At 28.5% G+C, this 20718-nt stretch carries 21 protein-coding genes and 2 tRNA genes; 5 read left to right on the top strand and 18 right to left on the bottom strand.

Annotated features, from left to right (window positions below; translation table 11 throughout):
• Window positions 1–56 precede the first annotated feature (56 nt).
• Window positions 57–146, top strand: a tRNA-Ser gene (locus ACTTBE_RS01655).
• A 5-nt stretch (window positions 147–151) separates the two neighbouring features.
• Here the strand turns inward: ACTTBE_RS01655 and ACTTBE_RS01650 are convergent.
• Window positions 152–409, bottom strand: a complete 258-nt coding sequence (locus ACTTBE_RS01650) for a succinate dehydrogenase assembly factor 2 (RefSeq protein WP_440614375.1) — start codon at window positions 407–409, stop codon at window positions 152–154.
• A gap of 23 nt (window positions 410–432) precedes the next feature.
• On the opposite strand from ACTTBE_RS01650, the gene recG reads away from it, so the two are divergent.
• Complete coding sequence (recG, locus tag ACTTBE_RS01645; RefSeq protein ID WP_440676888.1) at window positions 433–2484, top strand: ATP-dependent DNA helicase RecG; 2052 nt, start codon at window positions 433–435, stop codon at window positions 2482–2484.
• Here the strand turns inward: recG and ACTTBE_RS01640 are convergent.
• Window positions 2481–3137 carry a DUF502 domain-containing protein gene (locus tag ACTTBE_RS01640; RefSeq protein ID WP_440651405.1) on the bottom strand — a complete coding sequence of 219 codons (657 nt, stop codon included), beginning with the start codon at window positions 3135–3137 and terminating at the stop codon, window positions 2481–2483. The two genes, recG and ACTTBE_RS01640, sit on opposite strands and share 4 nt — an antisense overlap.
• Before the next feature lie 112 nt (window positions 3138–3249).
• Here ACTTBE_RS01640 and ACTTBE_RS01635 point away from each other — a divergent pair, with 112 nt between their 5' ends.
• A complete protein-coding gene (locus ACTTBE_RS01635) occupies window positions 3250–4074 on the top strand; it encodes a M48 family metallopeptidase (RefSeq protein WP_440676887.1) in 825 nt (274 codons plus the stop codon).
• Here the strand turns inward: ACTTBE_RS01635 and ACTTBE_RS01630 are convergent.
• From ACTTBE_RS01630 to ssb, 7 genes are all read right to left on the bottom strand, one after another.
• Window positions 4071–4946 carry a hypothetical protein gene (locus ACTTBE_RS01630; protein WP_440676886.1) on the bottom strand — a complete coding sequence of 292 codons (876 nt, stop codon included), beginning with the start codon at window positions 4944–4946 and terminating at the stop codon, window positions 4071–4073. The two genes, ACTTBE_RS01635 and ACTTBE_RS01630, sit on opposite strands and share 4 nt — an antisense overlap.
• Before the next feature lie 7 nt (window positions 4947–4953).
• Window positions 4954–5029, bottom strand: a tRNA-Lys gene (locus tag ACTTBE_RS01625).
• A gap of 154 nt (window positions 5030–5183) precedes the next feature.
• A complete protein-coding gene (tgt, locus tag ACTTBE_RS01620; RefSeq protein ID WP_440676885.1) occupies window positions 5184–6296 on the bottom strand; it encodes a tRNA guanosine(34) transglycosylase Tgt in 1113 nt (370 codons plus the stop codon).
• 8 nt (window positions 6297–6304) lie between these two features.
• Window positions 6305–6865 carry a peptidylprolyl isomerase gene (locus ACTTBE_RS01615; RefSeq protein ID WP_262589211.1) on the bottom strand — a complete coding sequence of 187 codons (561 nt, stop codon included), beginning with the start codon at window positions 6863–6865 and terminating at the stop codon, window positions 6305–6307.
• A complete protein-coding gene (gene coaD / locus ACTTBE_RS01610; protein ID WP_440676884.1) occupies window positions 6858–7352 on the bottom strand; it encodes a pantetheine-phosphate adenylyltransferase in 495 nt (164 codons plus the stop codon). Before coaD ends, ACTTBE_RS01615 begins: the two co-directional genes overlap by 8 nt.
• A complete protein-coding gene (gene gyrA, locus ACTTBE_RS01605) occupies window positions 7352–9931 on the bottom strand; it encodes a DNA gyrase subunit A (RefSeq protein ID WP_440676883.1) in 2580 nt (859 codons plus the stop codon). Before gyrA ends, coaD begins: the two co-directional genes overlap by 1 nt.
• 5 nt (window positions 9932–9936) lie before the next feature.
• Complete coding sequence (gene ssb / locus ACTTBE_RS01600) at window positions 9937–10389, bottom strand: single-stranded DNA-binding protein (protein ID WP_440676882.1); 453 nt, start codon at window positions 10387–10389, stop codon at window positions 9937–9939.
• Window positions 10390–10478: 89 nt separating this feature from the next.
• Between ssb and uvrA the strand changes: the two genes are divergently transcribed.
• Both uvrA and ACTTBE_RS01590 read left to right on the top strand, forming a co-directional pair.
• Window positions 10479–13331 carry an excinuclease ABC subunit UvrA gene (gene uvrA, locus ACTTBE_RS01595; RefSeq protein WP_440676881.1) on the top strand — a complete coding sequence of 951 codons (2853 nt, stop codon included), beginning with the start codon at window positions 10479–10481 and terminating at the stop codon, window positions 13329–13331.
• Window positions 13332–13381: 50 nt separating this feature from the next.
• Window positions 13382–13984 (top strand): urate hydroxylase PuuD, encoded by a 603-nt coding sequence (locus ACTTBE_RS01590; RefSeq protein ID WP_440676880.1) that lies wholly within the window; start codon window positions 13382–13384, stop codon window positions 13982–13984.
• Here ACTTBE_RS01590 and secF read toward each other — a convergent pair.
• The 9 genes from secF to ACTTBE_RS01545 are packed head-to-tail and all read right to left on the bottom strand — an operon-like array spanning window position 13981 to window position 20711.
• Window positions 13981–14877, bottom strand: a complete 897-nt coding sequence (gene secF / locus ACTTBE_RS01585; RefSeq protein ID WP_440676879.1) for a protein translocase subunit SecF — start codon at window positions 14875–14877, stop codon at window positions 13981–13983. The genes ACTTBE_RS01590 and secF overlap by 4 nt on opposite strands.
• A complete protein-coding gene (gene secD / locus ACTTBE_RS01580) occupies window positions 14877–16430 on the bottom strand; it encodes a protein translocase subunit SecD (protein ID WP_262589218.1) in 1554 nt (517 codons plus the stop codon). Before secD ends, secF begins: the two co-directional genes overlap by 1 nt.
• A 13-nt stretch (window positions 16431–16443) precedes the next feature.
• On the bottom strand, window positions 16444–16734 hold the full coding sequence (gene yajC / locus ACTTBE_RS01575; protein WP_262589219.1) for a preprotein translocase subunit YajC: 291 nt from the start codon (window positions 16732–16734) through the stop codon (window positions 16444–16446).
• A 53-nt stretch (window positions 16735–16787) separates the two neighbouring features.
• Complete coding sequence (gene serS, locus ACTTBE_RS01570; RefSeq protein WP_440676878.1) at window positions 16788–18047, bottom strand: serine--tRNA ligase; 1260 nt, start codon at window positions 18045–18047, stop codon at window positions 16788–16790.
• Window positions 18040–18810 (bottom strand): twin-arginine translocase subunit TatC, encoded by a 771-nt coding sequence (gene tatC, locus ACTTBE_RS01565; protein WP_440614387.1) that lies wholly within the window; start codon window positions 18808–18810, stop codon window positions 18040–18042. Before tatC ends, serS begins: the two co-directional genes overlap by 8 nt.
• On the bottom strand, window positions 18803–19021 hold the full coding sequence (gene tatB, locus ACTTBE_RS01560; RefSeq protein WP_262589222.1) for a Sec-independent protein translocase protein TatB: 219 nt from the start codon (window positions 19019–19021) through the stop codon (window positions 18803–18805). Before tatB ends, tatC begins: the two co-directional genes overlap by 8 nt.
• 5 nt (window positions 19022–19026) lie before the next feature.
• The gene (gene tatA, locus ACTTBE_RS01555; protein ID WP_262589223.1) at window positions 19027–19227 is read right to left on the bottom strand and encodes a twin-arginine translocase TatA/TatE family subunit; all 201 of its coding nucleotides are present in this window, start codon (window positions 19225–19227) and stop codon (window positions 19027–19029) included.
• 46 nt (window positions 19228–19273) lie between these two features.
• Window positions 19274–19975, bottom strand: coding sequence for an SMC-Scp complex subunit ScpB (gene scpB, locus ACTTBE_RS01550; protein ID WP_440614388.1), 702 nt, complete (start codon window positions 19973–19975; stop codon window positions 19274–19276).
• The gene (locus tag ACTTBE_RS01545) at window positions 19968–20711 is read right to left on the bottom strand and encodes a segregation and condensation protein A (RefSeq protein WP_262589225.1); all 744 of its coding nucleotides are present in this window, start codon (window positions 20709–20711) and stop codon (window positions 19968–19970) included. The genes scpB and ACTTBE_RS01545 overlap by 8 nt, the downstream gene beginning before the upstream one ends.
• Window positions 20712–20718: the final 7 nt, after the last annotated feature.

Below are 20718 nucleotides of genomic sequence, written 5' to 3'. Positions count from 1 at the left end.
TTTTTCGACTATTTTATGGTTGAATTAAATAATTATAATTATAAAACCTTGCTCACGGAGAGATGGCTGAGCGGTTGAAAGCACCGGTCTTGAAAACCGGCAAAGGGGCAACTCTTTCCTGGGTTCGAATCCCAGTCTCTCCGCCATCAACTTAATATTTAAAATTTTTAAACAATAAGCTTATATTGTTTTTTTCTATTTCAAACTCAGTATCAAAACCATTATAGAAATTATACAAATTTGTGTCATCAATATTAAGAAATTTATCTAGATCAATTAAATCCTCTTTTTGCAAATCATTAATGTATTTTTTTACAAATTTACCTAAGAGCTTATCCATCTCTTTGGTACCTCGATAATTAGAACGGTAAATAATTTTTTTTTTTAATTCATCTATATTGAGGCTCATTATTAGAATATAATTAATTTATCATGGATAATAAAACTAATTTTGAATATTTATTATCTGATCTAACAGCTTTAAATGGCGTTGGTGCAAAAACAACAAATTTACTTAAGAAAAAGAATATAAATAATATTTTTGATTTACTTTGGAAACTTCCAAAGGCTTATACAGATAGAAGTTTATCAACAAAAGTGAAAGATTTAAAGATCGGTGAAAATCAAACTGTTACTGTTGTAGCAAATAAGTATTTGTTTCCAAGAATTAGAAAATTACCAAATAGAGTTAAGTGTTCAGATGAAACAGGTGAGCTAGATTGTGTTTTTTTTAATAGTTATGAAGGATATATTAAAAAAATATTACCTTTAGGAAAAGAAATAACTGTAAGTGGCAAAATTGGCTATTTTAAAAATAAATATCAAATAACCAATCCTAAATATGTATCTGAAGACTCAAGTTTAATTAAACAAGTTCATAATAAATATTCATTAACTGAAGGAATATCTGAGAAAATTTATAATAAAATCATAAAACAAATAATAGATAAATTACCTAACTTAAAAGAATGGCACTCAAGTAAAATTTTAAATAAATTCAATAATATCAATTGGAATGATGCAATAAGAGAATTACATAAGCACGAAAATATAGGAAAATACAAAGATCATTTTTATCAAAGACTTGCATATGATGAAATATTTGCAACATTTTTAGTTAATTCAGAAATAAGAAAAAAAATTAAGAAAGTTAAGAAAAAAAATAAAATTATTAATTTTAATAAACAAAAACAACTTATTAATAAATTAGATTTTGCATTAACTTATGATCAAATTAAATCAATTAATGAAATTAATGAGGATTTATCATCCTCAACTAAAATGTTTAGATTATTACAAGGAGATGTTGGAAGTGGAAAAACAATTGTTTCATTATTAGCTGCATTCAATACTATCAATTCTGGTTTCCAAGTAGCTGTTATGGCCCCTACTGAAATACTAGCAAGACAACATTATAATTTAGCAAAAAAAATTTTTCCATCAAACATATCAACAGAATTAATTTCTGGTAAATCTAACTACAAGGAAAAAAAATTAATCCTTAATGAACTAATAAATAATAAGATTAATATAATCTTTGGTACTCATGCTATTTTTCAAAAAACAGTTAAATTTAAAAAATTAGGATTAATTATTATTGATGAACAACATAAGTTTGGTGTTAATCAAAGAAAAAGATTATCTGACAAAGGTGGGAATGATTGTGATGTTCTATTGATGACAGCAACACCTATTCCACGAACTTTAACAATGACAATTTATGGTGATATGGATTTGTCAATTATTAGAGAAAAACCTAAAAACCGTAAAATAATAAAAACTTACAGTAAATTAGAAAGTAAAATTGATGATGTTATAAAATTTATTAAAAAAGAAATTAATTCAGGAAATCAAATATTTTGGGTCTGTCCATTAATTGAAGAGTCTAAAAAATTAGATCATACTTCTGCAATTCAAAAATTTGAATACTTAAAAAAATTATTCCCAAAACAAGTCTCTATTCTTCATGGAAAAACAGATATAAATGAAAAAGATGAAATTTTAAAAAAATTTTTAAATAAAGAATTTAAAATATTAGTATCTACAACTATTATCGAGGTTGGAATAGATTTTCCAAATGCCAATGTCATTATAATTGAAAATGCAAATAAGTTCGGTCTATCTCAACTGCACCAATTAAGAGGTAGAGTTGGTCGTGGAGAGAAAGAAGCAACATGTATTTTGATGTTTAAGTCAAATTTGAGTGAAAATGCTAAAAAAAGAATAAATATATTAAAAGAGACCAATGATGGATTTGTTATTTCTGAAGAAGATATGAAGATCAGGGGTTTCGGTGATATTTTGGGTTTTAAACAAAGTGGTGTTAAAAATTTTAAATTAGCAGACCCAATTCAGAATAGTGACTTATTTGAATTAGCTGAAAAAGAAATAAAAAGGATTGAACTTGAAAATGAAAATTTAAGTAAATTTAAACCTCTAATTAAATTGTACGACAGAGCAGATATAATTAACGATATAGCTTAATTTTTTTCTGTTGTTGTTGTTCCGGCCGATACAATAAATTTAGAAGCTTCTTCAAAAGTCATGTTTAAAAATATAACGTCATCTTTAGGGAACATTAGCAAAAAACCACTTGTTGGATTTGGAGTTGTTGGAACAAATACGTTTATTAATTTTTGATTTGTTTTTTCAGCAATTTCTCCAGAATTTTCTTTAGTAGCAAAACCTACAGCCCATACACCTTTTCTTGGATATTCAACAAGAACAACACTCTTACTTTTGCTGCCACTTTCTTTAAATGATTGTGACATTTGTTTAATTGCAGACCAAAAAGTTCCAAGGAGTGGTATTTTTTTGAATAAACTGTCTATTAACTGAAGGAATTTTTTCCCTAAATAAGATAAAGATATAAATCCAATGATTGTTATGAAAATAATTGAAATAATTATTTCAAGACCGGGTATATTAAATGGCAAATAATAATTAGGATTTATTTGAGACGGTAAAATTTTTGAAGACGTATTTATTAAAAATTTACTTAAATAAATAGTTAGTCCTATTGGTATTAAAACAACAACACCTGTAAAAAAATAATTTCTAATTTTTAAAGATAATATATAGAACCATAGACCTATAATTTCTCTCTTTTTTATAGGTTTTTTTTTATTATCTTTCATTTGTTAACTATAACTTGAATATGTGACAAAAATTATTGCAATGACAAATAATACAATTAAGATTTTGTTGTTAAGATTCATAATTTATATTTAATATCAATTTATAAAGAAAATGGATAGAAGAAAATTTTTGACTTATATTGGCTGTGGTTGTGGAAGCCTACTACTACATTCTTGTAGTAGTGCACCTATTACTGAGCGAAAACAATTAAAATTAATCCCTGAAGCAAAATTAAATGCTCAAGCGGCCCAAGTTTATGAAAAAATTAAAGAGAATGAAAAAATGAGTGATGATACCAAAACACTCAATGAGATAAGAGAAATTGGAAAAAAGATGGAAGACTCTATTAGTGAATATTTTTATAGAGCTAAATTAGATGATCCTACTGCTAATTTTGATTGGGAATATATTTTAATTGATAAAAAAGTTAGAAATGCATGGTGTATGCCAGGAGGTAAAATTGCATTTTATACAGGCATGCTTGATGTTACAAAAAACACAAATGGACTTGCAGCTGTGATGGGTCATGAGGTTGCACATGCTGTAGCTAAACATTCTGTAGAAAGAGCAAGTAGAGGCGCATTGTTAAATACTGGAGCACGAATAATTGATATAGCAAGCGGTGGGGTTTTGTCTGATATAAACAGGACAACAGGAATGAATACAGTAGGTATGTTAACTCAATTAGGAATTATGAATCCGTTTAACAGGAAACAAGAAAGCGAAGCTGATTATCTTGGAATGATTTTTTCTTCTTTATCTGGTTATGATATTAGAGAAACAGTTAAAATTTGGGAAAGAATGAAAGAATTCAACAAAGGTAAGGAGCCACCACAATTTATGAGCACACATCCATCTTCAGATACCAGAATTAAACAATTAAATGAATGGATGAATGAAGTGATTTTGGATTATCCACCAATAAAAATTACTTAATTTGTTAATTTAATGTAACAAATATTACTATATTGAACATTTAATTCATTTTTGAGTTCTTTGTCTAAATGTATTTTTGAATTTGAAAAAATTGGAAGCTTTACCTTATAGTCTTTGGGCACGACTCCTTTAAAATTATTAAGTATTTTTTTAAATCTTTTTTTATAATTAAATTTAGTTATTGGAGGAAATTCATAGTAAATTTTAATATTTTTTCTGAAAATATCGAAATCCTTTTTAAGTTTTTCGTTATTTTTAGGTGGATATGTAATTCTTATATACTTATTAAAAACTTTTATTTTTGTATTATCTTTAAAGTCTTTTTTTAAAAATCTTATAATAAATTTTATTAATCTAAAAAAATTAGAATATTTAATAAATTCTTTTTTGACTAAATACTGATTTTCAAAAATCATTTTAGGAGTGTAGTAGCTAATATGATGATTTGGTAAATTATCATCAAAGATTATATGTTTAAATTTGTTTTTTTTTATAAAATTTAATCTTTTTGAAAAACAAACATGATCATCGAATATAATTAAAGTTTTATTTTTATCTAATTTTGACCAATCATATTTAGTAATATCTTTTTCTAAATATTTAACGTCTTTATAAATTAAATCACGCTGAGATAAATCTATATCAATAGAAAAAACCTTTGAATTTTTTAACACATTTTTAATCAACCACGTTGTTTGGCCTTTCCATACGCCAGACTCAATAACATATTTAGGTTTTATTTTTTTAAGCAAGATAAATAAAGCATAACAGTGGTCAATTTTCATGCCACTTTGATTATTTTTAATTAGTCTATTTTTATAAAAAGTTAAAAAATTGGAAAAATTATTTTTTAAATGAGATTTACTAAACATCTAAATATGGTGAGCCGTGATGGACTCGAACCATCGACCCATTCCTTAAAAGGGAATTGCTCTACCAACTGAGCTAACGGCCCACATAGTTTTCATTTTTATGAAAATGAATATGGTTTGTATATAGATAATTTTTAATATTTCAATTCGTTCAAGGTATTTTTTTGTAAAAAGAAATTGTTATAAATGAAGGGTTTTTACTGATTAGTTTTATACATAATAGCACAGTTGATAAGACTACAACTTATCAATGTATTTATCATGAAATTCATCGAAAGTGTTATTCATAATGTTTTTTCTGATTTCAGACATTAATTCTTGATAAAAATTTATATTATGAAGTGTTAAAAGCATGGATGCTAATATTTCATTAGTATTAAACAAGTGATTTAAGTAATTTTTTGAATATTTATTTAAATTTAAATTTTCACAATTAGGATCTAAGGGAGAATTATCATATTGGTATTTGTTATTCTTAATATTCACCCTTCCATTCCATGAAAAAGCAAGACCCGTTCTACCTGATCTAGTTGGAAGAACGCAATCAAACATATCTATACCTCTTTTTACCGCTCCTAAAATATCTGAAGGTGTACCAACACCCATTAAATAATGAGGTTTTTCTTCTGGCAAATGTTCTTTAATACCATCAAGAGTAGCAAACATTTCATCTTGGGTTTCACCTACAGCTAATCCTCCGACTGCATAGCCATCAAATCCTATCTTTGTAAGTCCTTCAAGTGATTTTAATCTTAAATCTTTGAATAATCCTCCTTGAATAATTCCAAATAAACCTTTGTGAGGATTATTTCCAAATGCCTTTTTAGATCTCTCAGCCCAATACAAAGATAGATCCATAGATTTTTTTATTAAATTATAATCTTCAGTTTTTTTTGGACACTCATCCATTATCATTACAATATCTGAGTTTAAGCCTAATTGAATCCTAATACTTTCTTCAGGGCTTAAATAAAATTTTTTTCCATCAACGTGTGAATTAAATATGGCCCCTTTTTCACGATCTATTTTATTTAACTTTGATAGAGACATTACTTGAAAACCACCTGAATCTGTAAGTATTGGTAAATCACAGTTCATGAACTCATGCAAACCACCTGCTGACTGAATTCTTTCCACCCCAGGTCTGATCATTAAATGATATGTATTTGATAGTATTATTTCTGATCCAGTTGTCTTTATGTCATCGATTGTACAAGCTTTAACTGATGCTTGTGTGCCAACAGGCATAAATGCTGGTGTATTAATCTCACCTCTATGAGTTTCTATAACACCACGTCTAGCAAATTTATCTTTATTTAAAACTTTAAAGGCAAAATTTTTTAATGCCATTTAATATTTTACAAAGATTTAAAACTTATAATTTTATCAGGATCTGTTACAGCACCATTGTTATTTTGGTCACCTCTTTTAATTTTATCTACAAACTCCATTCCTTCAACAACTTTACCAAAAACAGTATACTGTCTGTCTAAAAAAGGAGCTGGTTGAAAGCAAATAAAAAACTGGCTATTTGCACTATTTGGATCTTGAGCTCTAGCCATAGATAATGTGCCTCTGTCATGAGGTAAACTATTAAACTCTTGTTCTAAATCGGGCATATCAGATCCACCCATACCTGCTCTTCTTAAATCAAATTCTTTAGATTCTGAATTTCCAAATTTAACATCTCCTGTTTGAGCCATGAAGCCATCTATTACTCTATGAAATACAACGTTGTCATATTTTCCACTGTTAGCCAATTCTTTAATTCTTTTGACATGGTTTGGCGCAACGTCTTCAAATAATTCAATTTTTACATCACCATCTTTTAGTTTTAAAATCATTATATTCTCCTCAGCTATTAATTGATTTGCACTAATAAAAAATAAAATAAATATGTACGATAAAATTCTATTCATATTTTTCTTTTAAAGATTTTATTGTGCTTTTGGTAGTAAATTTTTTAATATTTCCATTTAATTTTACAATTTCTTTAACAAATCTAGATGAAATAATTTGATTTTCTACATCTGACATTAAAAAAATTGTTTCAATGTCTTGGTTCAACTTTCTATTCATTCCAGCAAGTTGAAATTCATATTCAAAATCAGATACAGCCCTTAAACCACGCAATATAATGTTTGATTTATATTTTTTACACAAATCTGTGGTTAGTGAACCAAAGGAAACAACTATAATTTTTTTTTTATTTAATTTTAAATCCTTAAATAAAGCTTTATTAACAATTTCTATTCTTTCCTCTGATGAAAATAAATAATTTTTATTACTAACATCTGAAACTCCGACTACTATTTTATCAAAAAGTTTTAATGCTTTTTTAATAACATCTATATGACCATAAGTAATTGGATCAAAAGTTCCTGGGTAAATAGCAATTTTACTCATTAAATTAAATTATCATCAATTTTAATTGCAGAAACAACTTTTTCATCACCAGATAATTTTATAATTCTTACACCTTGAGTATTTCTACTAGCAGTTCTTATTTCTTTCACTGCAACTCTAATAACCCTTCCTTTATTTGTAGATATTAAAATTTCATCACCCTCAAATACAGGAAAAGATGATGTTATATTTCCATTTCTTGGTGAATTTATAATTCCAATAATACCCTTCCCTCCTCTATTAGTAACTCTATAGTCAATATGAGAAGTCTTTTTACCATAACCGTTTTCACTTATTGCTAAAACAAATTTTTCTTTTGCTTTTAATTCTGATTTTTCATCTTTTGATTTTTTTCCATTTTTACTCAATTTATCATTATCAATTACTGATAACGAAACAATTTGATCGTCAGAAGAAAGTTCAATACCTTTTATTCCTTTAGAAGACCTTCCCTTAAATACTCTTAATTTTCTAGCTTCAAAACGGATACATTTTCCAAATCTAGTACTTAGAATTATGTCTTGATCATCTTTACAAATTTTAACTCCAACAATTTTATCGTTGTTGTCAAGTTTCATTGCAATTTTTCCTGAAGCATTAATGGAAGAGAAATCTTCTAAACTATTTTTTCTTACTTTACCTTGTGCTGTAGCAAAAATAATTTGATAATTTTTTGAATCTGTATCTTCATCAGGCATTGGCATAATTGAACTAATGGATTGATGACTCTTTAATGGAAGAATATTGAATAAGGATTTACCTTTTGAAGCTGACGATCCTTCAGGAATTTTCCAAGCTTTAATTTTATAAACAAGTCCTTCTGTTGAAAAAAATAAAACTGATGTATGCGTATTTACTGAAAGGGTTTGTATTACAGAGTCTTGATCTCTGGTAGTAATTCCAGATTTACCTTTTCCACCTCTTTTTTGTTGTTTCACATTATTTAATGAGCCTCTTTTAATATACCCTTGCAAAGTTACTGTAATAATCACAGATTGTTTTTGGATTGTTTCTTCGATATCGTAATTTAAGACTGCATCAATGATTTTAGTTCTTCTTGGAACAGCAAATTTTTCTTTAATATTTTTTAATTCTTCACTTATTACTCTCAAAAGCTCTTTTTTAGAGGATATAATTTTTTTATATTTTGCAATTAATTCAGCTAATTTTTTAATCTCAACCTCAATTTCATTGATACCAAGAGCTGTTAACTTTTGTAATCTTAATTCTAAGATAGCTAATACTTGTGGTTCGGATAAAGAATAAACATTTTTACCTTTTTTTCCTTCTACTAAAGAAATTAATTTTTGTGATTTGCTTATTTTCCATTTAGTTTTTAATATAGCATTTTTCGCATCTTCTGGTGTTTTTGAAGATCTAATAATTTTTATAATTTTATCTAAATTTTCTACTGCTACAGATAAACCTATTAAGATATGAGCTCTTTCCTCTGCTTTTTGAAGATCAAATTTTGTCTTTTTGATTACTACATCTTCTCTAAAAGATAAAAAATTAGAAAGAAATTCTTTTAATGTGCATGTTTTTGGTTTCCCTTCTACTATTGCTAAAGTGTTAAAACCAAAAGAACTTTCTATTTGAGTATTTTTGTAAAGCTGTCTTTTAATCGTTTCTGGTTCAACACCATTTCTTAAATCAATAGCAACTCTTATACCTTCTCTATTAGACTCATCCCTTATATCTTTAATACCTTCAATTTTCTTTTCTCTAACTAATTGTGCAATTCTTTCATTTAGTACGGCTTTGTTTACTTGGTATGGAATTGAAGTAATTACCAATCTATCTCTACCATTCTTTAAGCTTTCTACCGATACCTCACCTCTAATTTTAAATGATCCTCTTCCATTGTTGTAACCTTGTTTAATTATATCTTTACCAATTATTACTCCTCCAGTTGGAAAATCTGGTCCTGGAATATGTTTCATTAATTCTTTTATTTTAATGTCTTTATTGTCTATTAAGGCTAAAGTACCATCAATTATCTCACCAAGATTATGAGGTGGAATACTAGTTGCCATACCAACAGCTATACCTCCAGCACCATTAACTAATAAATTTGGAAATTGCGCAGGTAATACGCTAGGTTCTTTCTCTGTTTCATCATAATTACTTTTAAAATTAATCGTATTTTTTTCGATATCATCAATTAAAAATTGTGAAACTTTTGACAATCTTGTTTCGGTATACCTCATAGCAGCAGCAGGATCACCATCAATGGATCCAAAATTACCTTGTCCTTGAACTAAAGGTAAACTCATCGAAAAATCTTGCACCATTCTAACTAAAGCATCATAAACAGATTGGTCACCATGAGGGTGATATTTACCAATTACATCCCCGACTATTCTTGCTGATTTTCTAAATTGTTTAGACCAATCATAACCACCTTTGTACATTGCATAAAGAATTCTTCTGTGAACTGGTTTTAATCCATCTCTTACATCGGGTAATGCACGACTTACAATCACACTCATTGCATAAGACAAGTAAGACGAGCTCATCTCGTCATGCATAGAGATTAGATTAATATTCTTATCTTTCGGTTCTTCAGTTTTTTGCATAGAAATTAAAATGGTATCTCGTCATCCATATCATTTGACACTTGAGAAGAGTCCTCAATATTATTTTGTTGAGTTGTGTCATTCTGAATTCCACCACCTGCATTTCCCCCACCTAACATTGTAAGTGAAGAATTATAACCTTGTATAACAATTTCTGTTGAATACTTGTCTTGGCCAGATTGTTCATCTTTCCATTTACGTGTTGTCAGTTGTCCCTCTACATAAACTTGAGCACCCTTTTTTAAATATTGTTGAACAACATTAACCAATCCTTCATTGAATACAACTATACGGTGCCATTCAGTTTTTTCTTTTCTTTCACCAGTATTTTTATCTTTCCATGTTTGACTGGTTGCAAGACTTAGTCTGGCTACACTCTTCCCGTTTACCATTTGTTTAATTTCAGGATCTGCGCCCAAACGACCAATTAATAATACTTTATTTAAACTTCCAGCCATAATATTTTACTATTTGTTAAATTAATTAATAAGATTTATATCACAATTCTTCTGAATATTAATTTTATTGACTCAAAGCAACAAAAAATATGATGAAAAAGATAGTTATTAAGGGCGCTAAAGAACACAATTTGAAGAATGTGACTGTAGAGATTCCAAAAGATAAATTTGTAGTGATAACAGGTTTGTCTGGGTCAGGAAAATCCTCATTAGCTTTTGATACCATCTATGCTGAAGGTCAAAGGAGATATGTTGAAAGTTTATCTGCTTATGCTCGTCAGTTTTTAGATAAAATGAAAAAACCAAATGTTGATTTAATTGAAGGCTTAAGTCCTGCTATAGCAATTGAGCAAAAAAACACTTCAAAAAATCCCAGATCAACTGTTGCAACTGTTACAGAAATTTATGATTATATGAGGGTACTCTATGCAAGAGCAGGTATTCCCTACTCTCCTTTTACAGGTAAGCCAATAACTTCTCAAACAATTACTCAAATTGTTGATTTAATTAAAAAATTACCAAAAAAATCTACAATTTATATTTATGCTCCAGTAGTTAGGGGTCGTAAGGGAGAATATAAAAAAGATATTTTAAGCTATAAGAGACGTGGATTTAGAAAAATAAAAATTGATAATGTATTATACGATATAGAAAAATCTCCTAACCTAGATAAAAAATTAAAACACGACATTTCAATTCTAGTTGATAGAATTGTACTTAATTCAAAACTTGGAAACAGATTAGCTGAAAGCGTAGAAACAGCTGTAAATTTAGCTAATGGGTTAGTTTTTGTTGAATACGAAGATGAAACTCTTCCTCAAAAATTTAGAAAAATTGAAAAATTAATTTACTCCACAAAGTTTGCTTGTCCAGAAAGTGGTTTTACTATCGAAGAAATAGAACCAAGATTGTTTTCATTTAATAGTCCCTATGGTGCTTGTGAAGAATGTGAAGGTATAGGAATGAAATTAAATGTAGACCCGAATTTAGTAGTTCCAGATGATCGTAAAAGTTTAGCAGATGGAGCAATTGAACCATGGGCTAAGTCGACAACTTTATATTATGCCCAAACATTGGCTTCTCTTGCAAAGCATTATGAATTTTCTCTTGATGAAAAATGGAAAAAGCTTCCAAAAAAAATAAAAGATATAATTTTATATGGTTCAGATGAGGACGAAATTAAATTTAATTATGATGATGGATATGAAAAATATTCATATAAAAAAACCTTTGAAGGAGTGATAAATAATCTTGAAAGACGTTTCTTGGAATCTGATAGTGAGTGGAAAAGAGAAGCAATAGCCGAATATCAATCTGATACCGCATGTGAAGCTTGTAATGGTGATAGACTTAAAGAAGAAGCATTATGTGTTAAGATTAATGATTTAAATATTAGTGAGGTTACTAAAAAATCAATTCATGATGCCGCTGAATGGTTTAAAAGCTTAGAAAATAATTTAGATAAAAGGCAATTTAAAATTGCAGAACATGTCCTAAAAGAAATAAATGAAAGATTAAATTTCTTACTTAATGTTGGTTTAGATTACTTAACACTTTCAAGAGAGTCTGGAACTTTATCAGGAGGAGAAGCTCAAAGAATTAGATTAGCTTCACAAATTGGATCTGGTTTGACAGGAGTATTGTATGTTTTAGATGAACCATCAATTGGTTTACATCAAAAAGATAATGTTAAATTAATAAATGCATTAAAAAGATTAAGAGATCTTGGAAATACAGTAATTGTCGTTGAGCATGATACTGAAACAATGGAAAATGCAGATCATATTATTGATCTTGGCCCTGAAGCAGGAACGAATGGTGGTCAAATAACAGCTCAAGGAACTTACGAAGAACTTAAAAGGGATAAGAAGAGTATAACTGGACAGTATCTTGCAAATAAACAAAAAATTGAAATTCCTAAAACTAGACGATTAGCAAAGAATGGTAGATTTGTAGAAATAAATGGTGCTAGTGGAAATAATTTAAACAATGTTAATCTTAAAATTCCTACAGGAACATTTACTTGTGTAACTGGGGTTTCGGGAAGTGGTAAATCTACATTAGTATTACAAACATTATTTCATGCATTAAACTTAACACTTAATAATAAAGCTAGAAAAACCCCCAAAGCTTTTAAAGGTTATAAAGGAGTAGAATTAATTGATAAAATTATTGATATCGACCAATCCCCTATTGGTAGAACTCCAAGATCTAACCCAGCTACTTATACTGGAGCTTTTGGTCCTATAAGAGATTGGTTTACTAGCTTACCAGAGTCTAAAACTAGAGGTTATAAACCAGGAAGATTTTCATTTAATGTTAAGGGTGGTAGATGTGAAGCCTGTGAAGGCGATGGTGTTATTACATATGAAATGCACTTTTTACCAGATGTTTATATTCAGTGTGATGAGTGTAAAGGAACGAGATACAACAGAGAAACTTTAGAGATTAAGTTTAAAGGAAAAAGTATAGCTGATGTTTTAGATATGTCTGTTGATGAAGGTTGTGAATATTTTGAAAACATTTCAAATATTAAATCTAAATTATTAACCTTAAAAAAAGTTGGACTTGGTTACATTAAAATTGGACAACAGGCCACTACACTATCAGGTGGTGAAGCACAAAGGATTAAGCTAGCTAAAGAATTATCAAAAAGATCAACTGGTAGAACCATGTACATATTAGACGAACCAACAACTGGACTTCATCAGCACGATATTAAAAAATTACTAGAAATTCTTCATACTTTTGTAAAATTAGGAAATACCGTAGTTGTAATAGAGCACAACTTAGATGTTATAAAAACAGCTGATCATATAGTTGATATGGGTCCTGAGGGTGGTGTTAAAGGTGGTAAAATTGTTGCAGAAGGTAAACCTGAAGAAGTTTGCAAAGTAAAAGAAAGCTACACAGGCCAGTTTTTAAAACCTCTTTTGTATTAAATATAAAAACTTATAAAAAATCTAAATTTAGTGTATATTAATTAAGAATCATGAGCAGTTTATTGTCATCACTATCTAAAACAATTCATGCATCTCTTGCATTAGCAATTATATTATTTTTAGGTCTTTCCTATTTAAATGATGGTATTGCTTTCGATACTCTTTTTTGGAGCTGGTTGTTCAGATACATTCATGTTGTTGTTGCAATAATGTGGATAGGATTATTGTGGTATTTTAACTTTGTTCAAATTCCAAATATGGGAAAAATACCTGATGAACAAAAACCTGCTATTGGGAAAGTAATTGCTCCAGCTGCGTTGTTTTATTTTAGATGGGGAGCTGCGTTTACTGTTCTTTCAGGATTAATTCTAGCTTTGTTAAATGGATATTTACACGATGCTATGACTTTTAGCATTGGATCTGGTGTTCCAAAACATACGGCGATAGGAATTGGTATGTGGTTAGGAATTGTAATGGCTTTTAATGTTTGGTTTGTGATTTGGCCAAACCAAAAAAGAGCTTTAGGAATAGTTGAATCTGATCCAGAAACAAAAGCTAAGTCTGCTAAAACTGCAATGTTATTTTCAAGAACAAATACACTTTTATCTCTACCAATGTTGCTTTCAATGGTAGCTGCTCAAAACTTATATTAAACTGTTTTATTATCGTCTTCTCTTAAGACTGTTTTTTGTGATACTCTTAATCTCACTAAAACTGTATTAGCTATATAAATCGAAGAATACGTTCCAAAAACAACACCAAGTATCATTGCTAAAGAAAAACCTTTTAAAATTTCACCACCAAAAAAGAATATCGCCAATAAAGCTAACAATGTTGTAGCTGAAGTAATTATTGTTCTAGATAAAGTTTCGTTGATTGAAATGTTTGTTAATTCAAAAATTTTAATATCTGAATATTTTCTTAAATTTTCTCTAACACGGTCAAAGATTACAACCGTATCGTTCATAGAATAACCAACAATAGTTAGAACAGCTGCAATAATTGATAAATTAATTTCAAGACTAAATAATGAAAAAATTCCCAATGTTACTATTACATCGTGAAATAATGCCAAAATTGCACCCAAACTAAATTGCCACTCAAAACGTATCCAAATGTAAATAAGCATAACAGCTAGAGATAAAGAAATGGCTATCACACCAGCTTTAAGCAGTTCAGCGCTAACTTTAGGACCTACATTTTCAACTCTTCTAAAATCATAGTTATTTCCAAAAGAACTATCTAAATCTTTTTTAATTTCTTCAATAATATTTATTTTATTATCTTTATTTTCAAATTTAATTAAAAAATCAGTTTCATTTCCAAATTTTTTAACAGAAACATCTCCTAAATTCATTTGATTAAATTTGTCTCTTAATGAACTTACGCTAATTTTGCTATCTGATGATCTTAATTCAATCAATGTTCCACCTTTAAAGTCTATGCCGTAATTTAAACCTTTAAAAATTAGTAATAAAAGTGATGCTGAAATCAACAATATAGATAGTATGTTAAAGTGATTGTAATATTTATTAAAAGCTATCATTAGATTAATTTTTCCTTGTTTTTATTTCTTGTCACATAAAGACTAGTAAACAATCTTGCTATAAAATAAACTGAGAATAGTGTTGTAAAAATTCCAACACCTAAAGTAACAGCAAATCCTTTTACTGGGCCAGACCCCATAAAAAATAAAATTATAGCTGCTAATAAAGTAGTAATATTTGCATCAATAATTGCTGTTCTTGATTTTGTGTAACCTCCATCAAAAGCTAAAATATTATTACTTTCATCTTTAAGTTCTTCTTTAATTCTTTCAAAAATTAGTACATTTGCATCAACAGCCATACCAACGGTTAAAATTATCCCTGCTATACCTGGAAGAGTTAGTGTTGCTTCAAATAAAGTTAAAATACCAAGTAATAAAAATAAATTAATTATTAATGTTACGTTAGTGATTAGTCCAAAAACTTTGTATTTAACAAACATAAAAATAATAACTAATAAAAAGCCTATAGCTAAAGCAATCATTCCTGCATTAATCGAGTCTTGTCCAAGATCTGGACCCACAGTTCGTTCCTCTATGATTTCTAATGGTGCAGGTAAAGCTCCAGATCTTAATAATAAAGCTAAATCTGTAGCACTTTGGAAAGTAAATCCCCCACTGATCTGTCCAGATCCACTTGCTATTGTATCTCTAACAACAGGTGCACTAATTATTTTTCCATCTAAAACAATGGCTAATTGTTTTCCAATACCAGTAGATGTTGCTTTACCAAATCTTTTGGCTCCTACTCTATCTAATGTAAATGACACAATAGTTTGATTGTTTTGAGTGTCCATTTTTGGTTGTGCATCTAATAGATTTTCACCACTGATGATTATTCTTTTGCTTACTGTTGCCTCTTCTAAACCATCTTCAAATTTTAACTTCTCAACACCAAATCTATCGCTTTCATCATTAGTTACAAATCTAAATGTAAGATTTGCAGTTTTTCCTAATAGTGATTTAATTCTTTGAGGATCATCTAACCCAGGAAGTTCAACTAGAATTCTATCATTTCCTCTTTTTAAAATATTTGGTTCATTAGTACCGACTTCATCTACCCTTCTTCTTACAATTTCTATAGCTTGATCTTGCGATGAAGTTTTAAGATTGATTATGCCTTGTCTTGAAAAGCTTACTTTTAAATTGATACCATTATCTTCGATATCAAGTTGGTGTGATTTAAATCTTGGGTAATAAGGATTTAGATCACTATTTTCATCTTGAAACACATCTAGTACTGCTTGTTTGTCTAAATCAGCAACATTGAAAAAAATATTTTGATTATCAATTTTAATATTATTAATTTTGATATTTTTCTCTTTGAAATAATTTCTAATAGTGGTTGTTAAATTTTGTAATTTTTGTTCAATTACAGGCTCATTATCAATTTCAAGTAAAAGGTAAGAACCACCTTGTAAATCTAAACCAAGGTTTATTTTCTTATTAAAAAAACTATCATCGAACTTAAATAAATTTGATGACGCAATTAAAATAAATAATAAAGAAAATAAAGTTACAAATAAGATTCTTAGTTTAGAAAAATAAAGCACTTATCTTAATTGATTATTTTTTAACTTCTGGAGTATTGTTTAAGAGACTTTGAATACCTGTAGCTTTAACAATTTCTACTTTAACATTTTCAGCTATTTCAACTTCTACTTTGTCGTTATCAATTAATCTTTCTACTCTTCCTGTTATACCACCTGATGTGACTACTTTATCACCTCTCTTTAAACCTTCGACCATTGCTTTATGCTCTTTAACTTTTTTTTGCTGTGGTCTGATTAAGAAAAAATAAAAAATAACAAAAATTAAAATTAGCGGTATAAATTGACCTATTCCTGAACCTTCCATAAATCTCCTTTAAATTATGGCATTCTTATACCATCTAACTAATTAAAACAACTTTAATTGTTAGAAATCAATTCCATATTGTTCATATAAGGTCTTAGAACTTTAGGAATTATAATAGAACCATCTTTTTGCTGATAGTTTTCCATAATTGCAATCAGAGTTCTTCCAACAGCTAAACCGCTTCCATTTAACGTACCTGCAAAAACATTTTCCTTATTATTATTTTTATATCTTGCCTTCATACGCTGTGCTTGAAACGTCGAACAAGATGAACATGAAGATATTTCTCTATATTTATTTTCTGATGGTAACCATACCTCAATATCATAGGTCTTCTCTGCGCTAAAACCCATATCACCTGAACATAAAATTACTTTTCGATAAGGTAATTCTAATTTATCTAGTATGTCAGTGGCACAATTTGTCATTCTCTCTAATTCATCTAAACATTTTTCATTCTCAACAATGCTTACCATTTCAACTTTGTAAAATTGATGCTGCCTAATCATGCCCCTTGTATCCTTTCCATAACTTCCAGCTTCTTTTCTAAAACAAGGAGTTGAAGCAACAAATCTCATTGGTAAATTATTAAGATCAATCATTTTATCTTTAACAATATTGGTTAAAATCACTTCTGCTGTTGGTATCAAAAATTTTCTATCTGAACCTTCGTCAAATTTAATTTCAAACTGATCATTTTCAAATTTTGGCAACTGTCCAGTGCCGTACATAGTGCTTTCTGATGCCATTAATGGAGGTGATATTTCCTGATAACCATTTTGATGAATATGCGTATCAAGCATAAAATTTGATATTGCCCTTTCTAAAAGAGCCAATTTATCTTTTACAAATACAAATCTTGAACCAGTAGTTTTTGTAGCTAAATCAAAATCAAGCATATTTAGTTTTTCACCTAATTCGTAATGTGTTTTAGGTTTAAATTCTAAATTGGGTATCTCTCCTGATTTTAATATTTCTTTGTTATCATTTTCGTCTTTACCATTTGGAACATCTTCATGTGGTATATTGGGTATGCTAGACAGTATACTATCTAAATCAAACTTAATTTGTTTTTGATCTTCTACAATTTTCTCGAGTTCCTTGCTAATTTCTTTAGATTTCTTAAACAAACTCTCATCTTTTGATTTAGAAATATCTTTTTTTTCTTTTTCTAAACTTTCTTTTTTTTGAATTAAATTTCTATTTTGTTCATCTAATTTTTGAATTTTTTCAAAATCTACTTCTAAATTTCTTTTTTCAAGAGATTTTTGAAATTTGGAAAAATCTTTTCGTATTTCTTTAATGTTATGCATCTTCTTTTTGTAAATTTTTATTTTCTATAAATTTTACTGAAAATATTGATAATTCATACAGAATTAATAAAGGTATTGCTAAACCTATTTGAGTAATTGGATCTGGTGGTGTTAACAATGCAGCTGCTGCAAATATTATAACAACTACATATTTTCTTCTCTCTTTTAAAAATTGACTATCAACTATTCCGATTCTAGCTAATAGACTTAAAACAACTGGTAACTGAAAACTGATACCAAAAGCAAAAATTAATTTCATAACTAGTGATAAATATTCATTAACTTTAGCCTCTAATTGTATTGGTAAATTTGTTGAAAGACCTGTGCTTTCAAATGAAAGAAAAAATTTAATCGCAAGAGGCATTATCAAATAATAAACCAGCATGCCTCCTAAAAAAAATAATATTGGTGTTAATATAAGGTAAGGCAGAATTGCTATTTTTTCATGTTTGTACAATCCAGGTGCAATAAATTTCCAAATTTGCATCAAGATAAATGGACATGTAACAAAAAAAGCAGTGAAGAATGATACTTTAAGATATGTTAAAAAGGTCTCTTGTAAAGCTGTAAATATCAATCTTCTATCAGAGCCGTCTTCTTTTACAGCTCTTGCAAATGGATCAACAAGAAAACCATAGATATGTTCTGCAAATAAGTAACAAATTACAAAAAAGATAAATAAAAAGATAAAGCTATTTATTAACCTTTTTCTTAATTCTGTTAGGTGACTTACAAATCCACCTTCCTGATCTTCATTACTCATCTTTTTTAATTTCTTTTTTTATTTCGTTATCAATTTTTTCTTCATCTATCTCTAGATTTGAAACTTCATTTTGAATATTATTAACGTACCTTTTTGCTGATCCAATCCAGGAGCCTGCTTTCTTTAACATCACTGGAAAATCCTTTGGTCCAAGAACTATTATTGCAATAGCAACAACAATTAAAATTTCAAACCAACCGATAGTAGGCATTTAAATTAATTTTTGTTATCCGAGTCTTTGTTATCGTCAGATATATTTTTTGGCTCTGTATCGTCAGTCACGTCTGACGCCATTCCTTTTTTGAAACTTTTAATTCCTTTAGCTACATCACCCATTAAGCTTGAAATTTTTCCTCTTCCAAACAATAAAACAACCAATATAACTACAATAGCTATTTGCCAAATTCCTATACTCATGAAAAACTTATAACCTTTTTAAGGTTATTTTGAAAGTTACTTTTTACTATTCTTTCTCTTCAGGATCTAGAGTGCTATTAAGCATTTCATCTATATTAGAATAAATATCTTCTTTTTTCTCTTCTTGCTTTTCTTTGTAAAATTTTCCAGTCCCAAAAATAGCATTATCAACACTTGAACTATCAATTAAACCAGCAGCTCCTAATTCATCAATTGTTGGAAGATCAGATAATTTTTGTATGTTAAAATGACTTAAAAAATCATCAGTAGTTATGTACTGAATTGGTCTACCTGGAACATCTTTTCGACCACCTGGTTTTACCCAATTTAATTCCATTAATATCTCTAAAGTATTAGTACCAAAAGCAACACCCCTTATTTCTTCAATTTCAGCTCTCGTAACCGGTTGGTGATAAACAATTATAGCCAATGTCTCTACTGCAGCTCTTGATAGTTTCTTTTCAACAGTTTTTTCTTGCGACATCAAACTTGATAAATTTGGTGACGTTCTAAAAGACCACTTATCTTTTATACAAATTAAATTAATTCCCCTGTTGGAATATTCTTGTTTTAATTTTTCTAAAGACTCTGGAACGTTACCTTTTTTAGAAACTTTACTTTCTATAGTGTCTACATCTAAAGGCTCAGCTGCCGCAAAAATAATTGCTTCTATCTCTTTGTCTAAATCTGATAATTTTGATGGAAACTTTAAAACATTATCTTTTGAAGATTTTGCTTTTTTAATCATTTATTTCCTTTACATATATTTCATCAAACAATTTATCTTGTTTGATTGATAAATTTCCTTCTTTAACTAATTCTAATGATCCAGCAAAAATTCCGGCCTTACCAGTTTTCTTGTATTTTGAACCACTTTTAAAATTACTTGGAATTAACTCATCAAGTTTTTTCCATTCAAATAGTTTGCCAAAAAATTCTCTAATTGTTTTAATCCCATCTTCTGTTGTGAACACAGGAAGTTTTGGAATATTCATTTTTTGAAAATCTTTAGTCATTATTATTGTTGAGTAAGCTTTCATTAGTTCAAATAAGCTTAAATTATATTCAGTGCTATAAATTGATCTAATACTACCTTTCATGCCTCTAGTTCTTATCTCTCTACCTAATCTTTTTCTCTTAAGCATTTGTTCAGATAATAATCGAATTAATTCTAATTTTTTTAGCTGTAATTTTAACTTTTCTGCAACTTCTTGAACTTTAAATTCTTCTTCAGGGGTACCAGGTAAAAGTAATTTTGATTTTAAATAAGCTAACCAAGTAGCCATTAAAAGATATTCAGAAGCAATTTCTAAATTTAAGTTTTTTTCATTGGTAATATACTCATGAAATTGATCTGCTAACTTAGTTATAGATATTTCTTCTAAATCAACTTTTTGAGCTTTTGCTAAATCTAAAAGTACATCTAATGGTCCATTATAATTATTTATATCGACATTAAATAATTCAGAATCATTTGTGGACATGGAAAGA

The organism is Candidatus Pelagibacter sp. HIMB1587 (genome assembly GCF_052047775.1).
Classification (GTDB): Bacteria; Pseudomonadota; Alphaproteobacteria; order Pelagibacterales; family Pelagibacteraceae; genus Pelagibacter.
The sequence above is the reverse complement of the archived record's forward strand: the minus strand, read 5'-3'. Positions and strand labels throughout refer to the sequence as shown.

What these genes read in the sequence shown, in the direction of transcription:
- ACTTBE_RS01650 (WP_440614375.1), bottom strand. Translation starts at nt 409, where the DNA reads ATGAGCCTCAATATAGATGAATTAAAAAAAAAAATTATTTACCGTTCT.
- recG (WP_440676888.1), top strand. Translation starts at nt 433, where the DNA reads ATGGATAATAAAACTAATTTTGAATATTTATTATCTGATCTAACAGCT.
- ACTTBE_RS01640 (WP_440651405.1), bottom strand. Translation starts at nt 3,137, where the DNA reads ATGAAAGATAATAAAAAAAAACCTATAAAAAAGAGAGAAATTATAGGT.
- ACTTBE_RS01635 (WP_440676887.1), top strand. Translation starts at nt 3,250, where the DNA reads ATGGATAGAAGAAAATTTTTGACTTATATTGGCTGTGGTTGTGGAAGC.
- ACTTBE_RS01630 (WP_440676886.1), bottom strand. Translation starts at nt 4,946, where the DNA reads ATGTTTAGTAAATCTCATTTAAAAAATAATTTTTCCAATTTTTTAACT.
- tgt (WP_440676885.1), bottom strand. Translation starts at nt 6,296, where the DNA reads ATGGCATTAAAAAATTTTGCCTTTAAAGTTTTAAATAAAGATAAATTT.
- ACTTBE_RS01615 (WP_262589211.1), bottom strand. Translation starts at nt 6,865, where the DNA reads ATGAATAGAATTTTATCGTACATATTTATTTTATTTTTTATTAGTGCA.
- coaD (WP_440676884.1), bottom strand. Translation starts at nt 7,352, where the DNA reads ATGAGTAAAATTGCTATTTACCCAGGAACTTTTGATCCAATTACTTAT.
- gyrA (WP_440676883.1), bottom strand. Translation starts at nt 9,931, where the DNA reads ATGCAAAAAACTGAAGAACCGAAAGATAAGAATATTAATCTAATCTCT.
- ssb (WP_440676882.1), bottom strand. Translation starts at nt 10,389, where the DNA reads ATGGCTGGAAGTTTAAATAAAGTATTATTAATTGGTCGTTTGGGCGCA.
- uvrA (WP_440676881.1), top strand. Translation starts at nt 10,479, where the DNA reads ATGATGAAAAAGATAGTTATTAAGGGCGCTAAAGAACACAATTTGAAG.
- ACTTBE_RS01590 (WP_440676880.1), top strand. Translation starts at nt 13,382, where the DNA reads ATGAGCAGTTTATTGTCATCACTATCTAAAACAATTCATGCATCTCTT.
- secF (WP_440676879.1), bottom strand. Translation starts at nt 14,877, where the DNA reads ATGATAGCTTTTAATAAATATTACAATCACTTTAACATACTATCTATA.
- yajC (WP_262589219.1), bottom strand. Translation starts at nt 16,734, where the DNA reads ATGGAAGGTTCAGGAATAGGTCAATTTATACCGCTAATTTTAATTTTT.
- serS (WP_440676878.1), bottom strand. Translation starts at nt 18,047, where the DNA reads ATGCATAACATTAAAGAAATACGAAAAGATTTTTCCAAATTTCAAAAA.
- tatC (WP_440614387.1), bottom strand. Translation starts at nt 18,810, where the DNA reads ATGAGTAATGAAGATCAGGAAGGTGGATTTGTAAGTCACCTAACAGAA.
- tatB (WP_262589222.1), bottom strand. Translation starts at nt 19,021, where the DNA reads ATGCCTACTATCGGTTGGTTTGAAATTTTAATTGTTGTTGCTATTGCA.
- tatA (WP_262589223.1), bottom strand. Translation starts at nt 19,227, where the DNA reads ATGAGTATAGGAATTTGGCAAATAGCTATTGTAGTTATATTGGTTGTT.
- scpB (WP_440614388.1), bottom strand. Translation starts at nt 19,975, where the DNA reads ATGATTAAAAAAGCAAAATCTTCAAAAGATAATGTTTTAAAGTTTCCA.
- ACTTBE_RS01545 (WP_262589225.1), bottom strand. Translation starts at nt 20,711, where the DNA reads ATGTCCACAAATGATTCTGAATTATTTAATGTCGATATAAATAATTAT.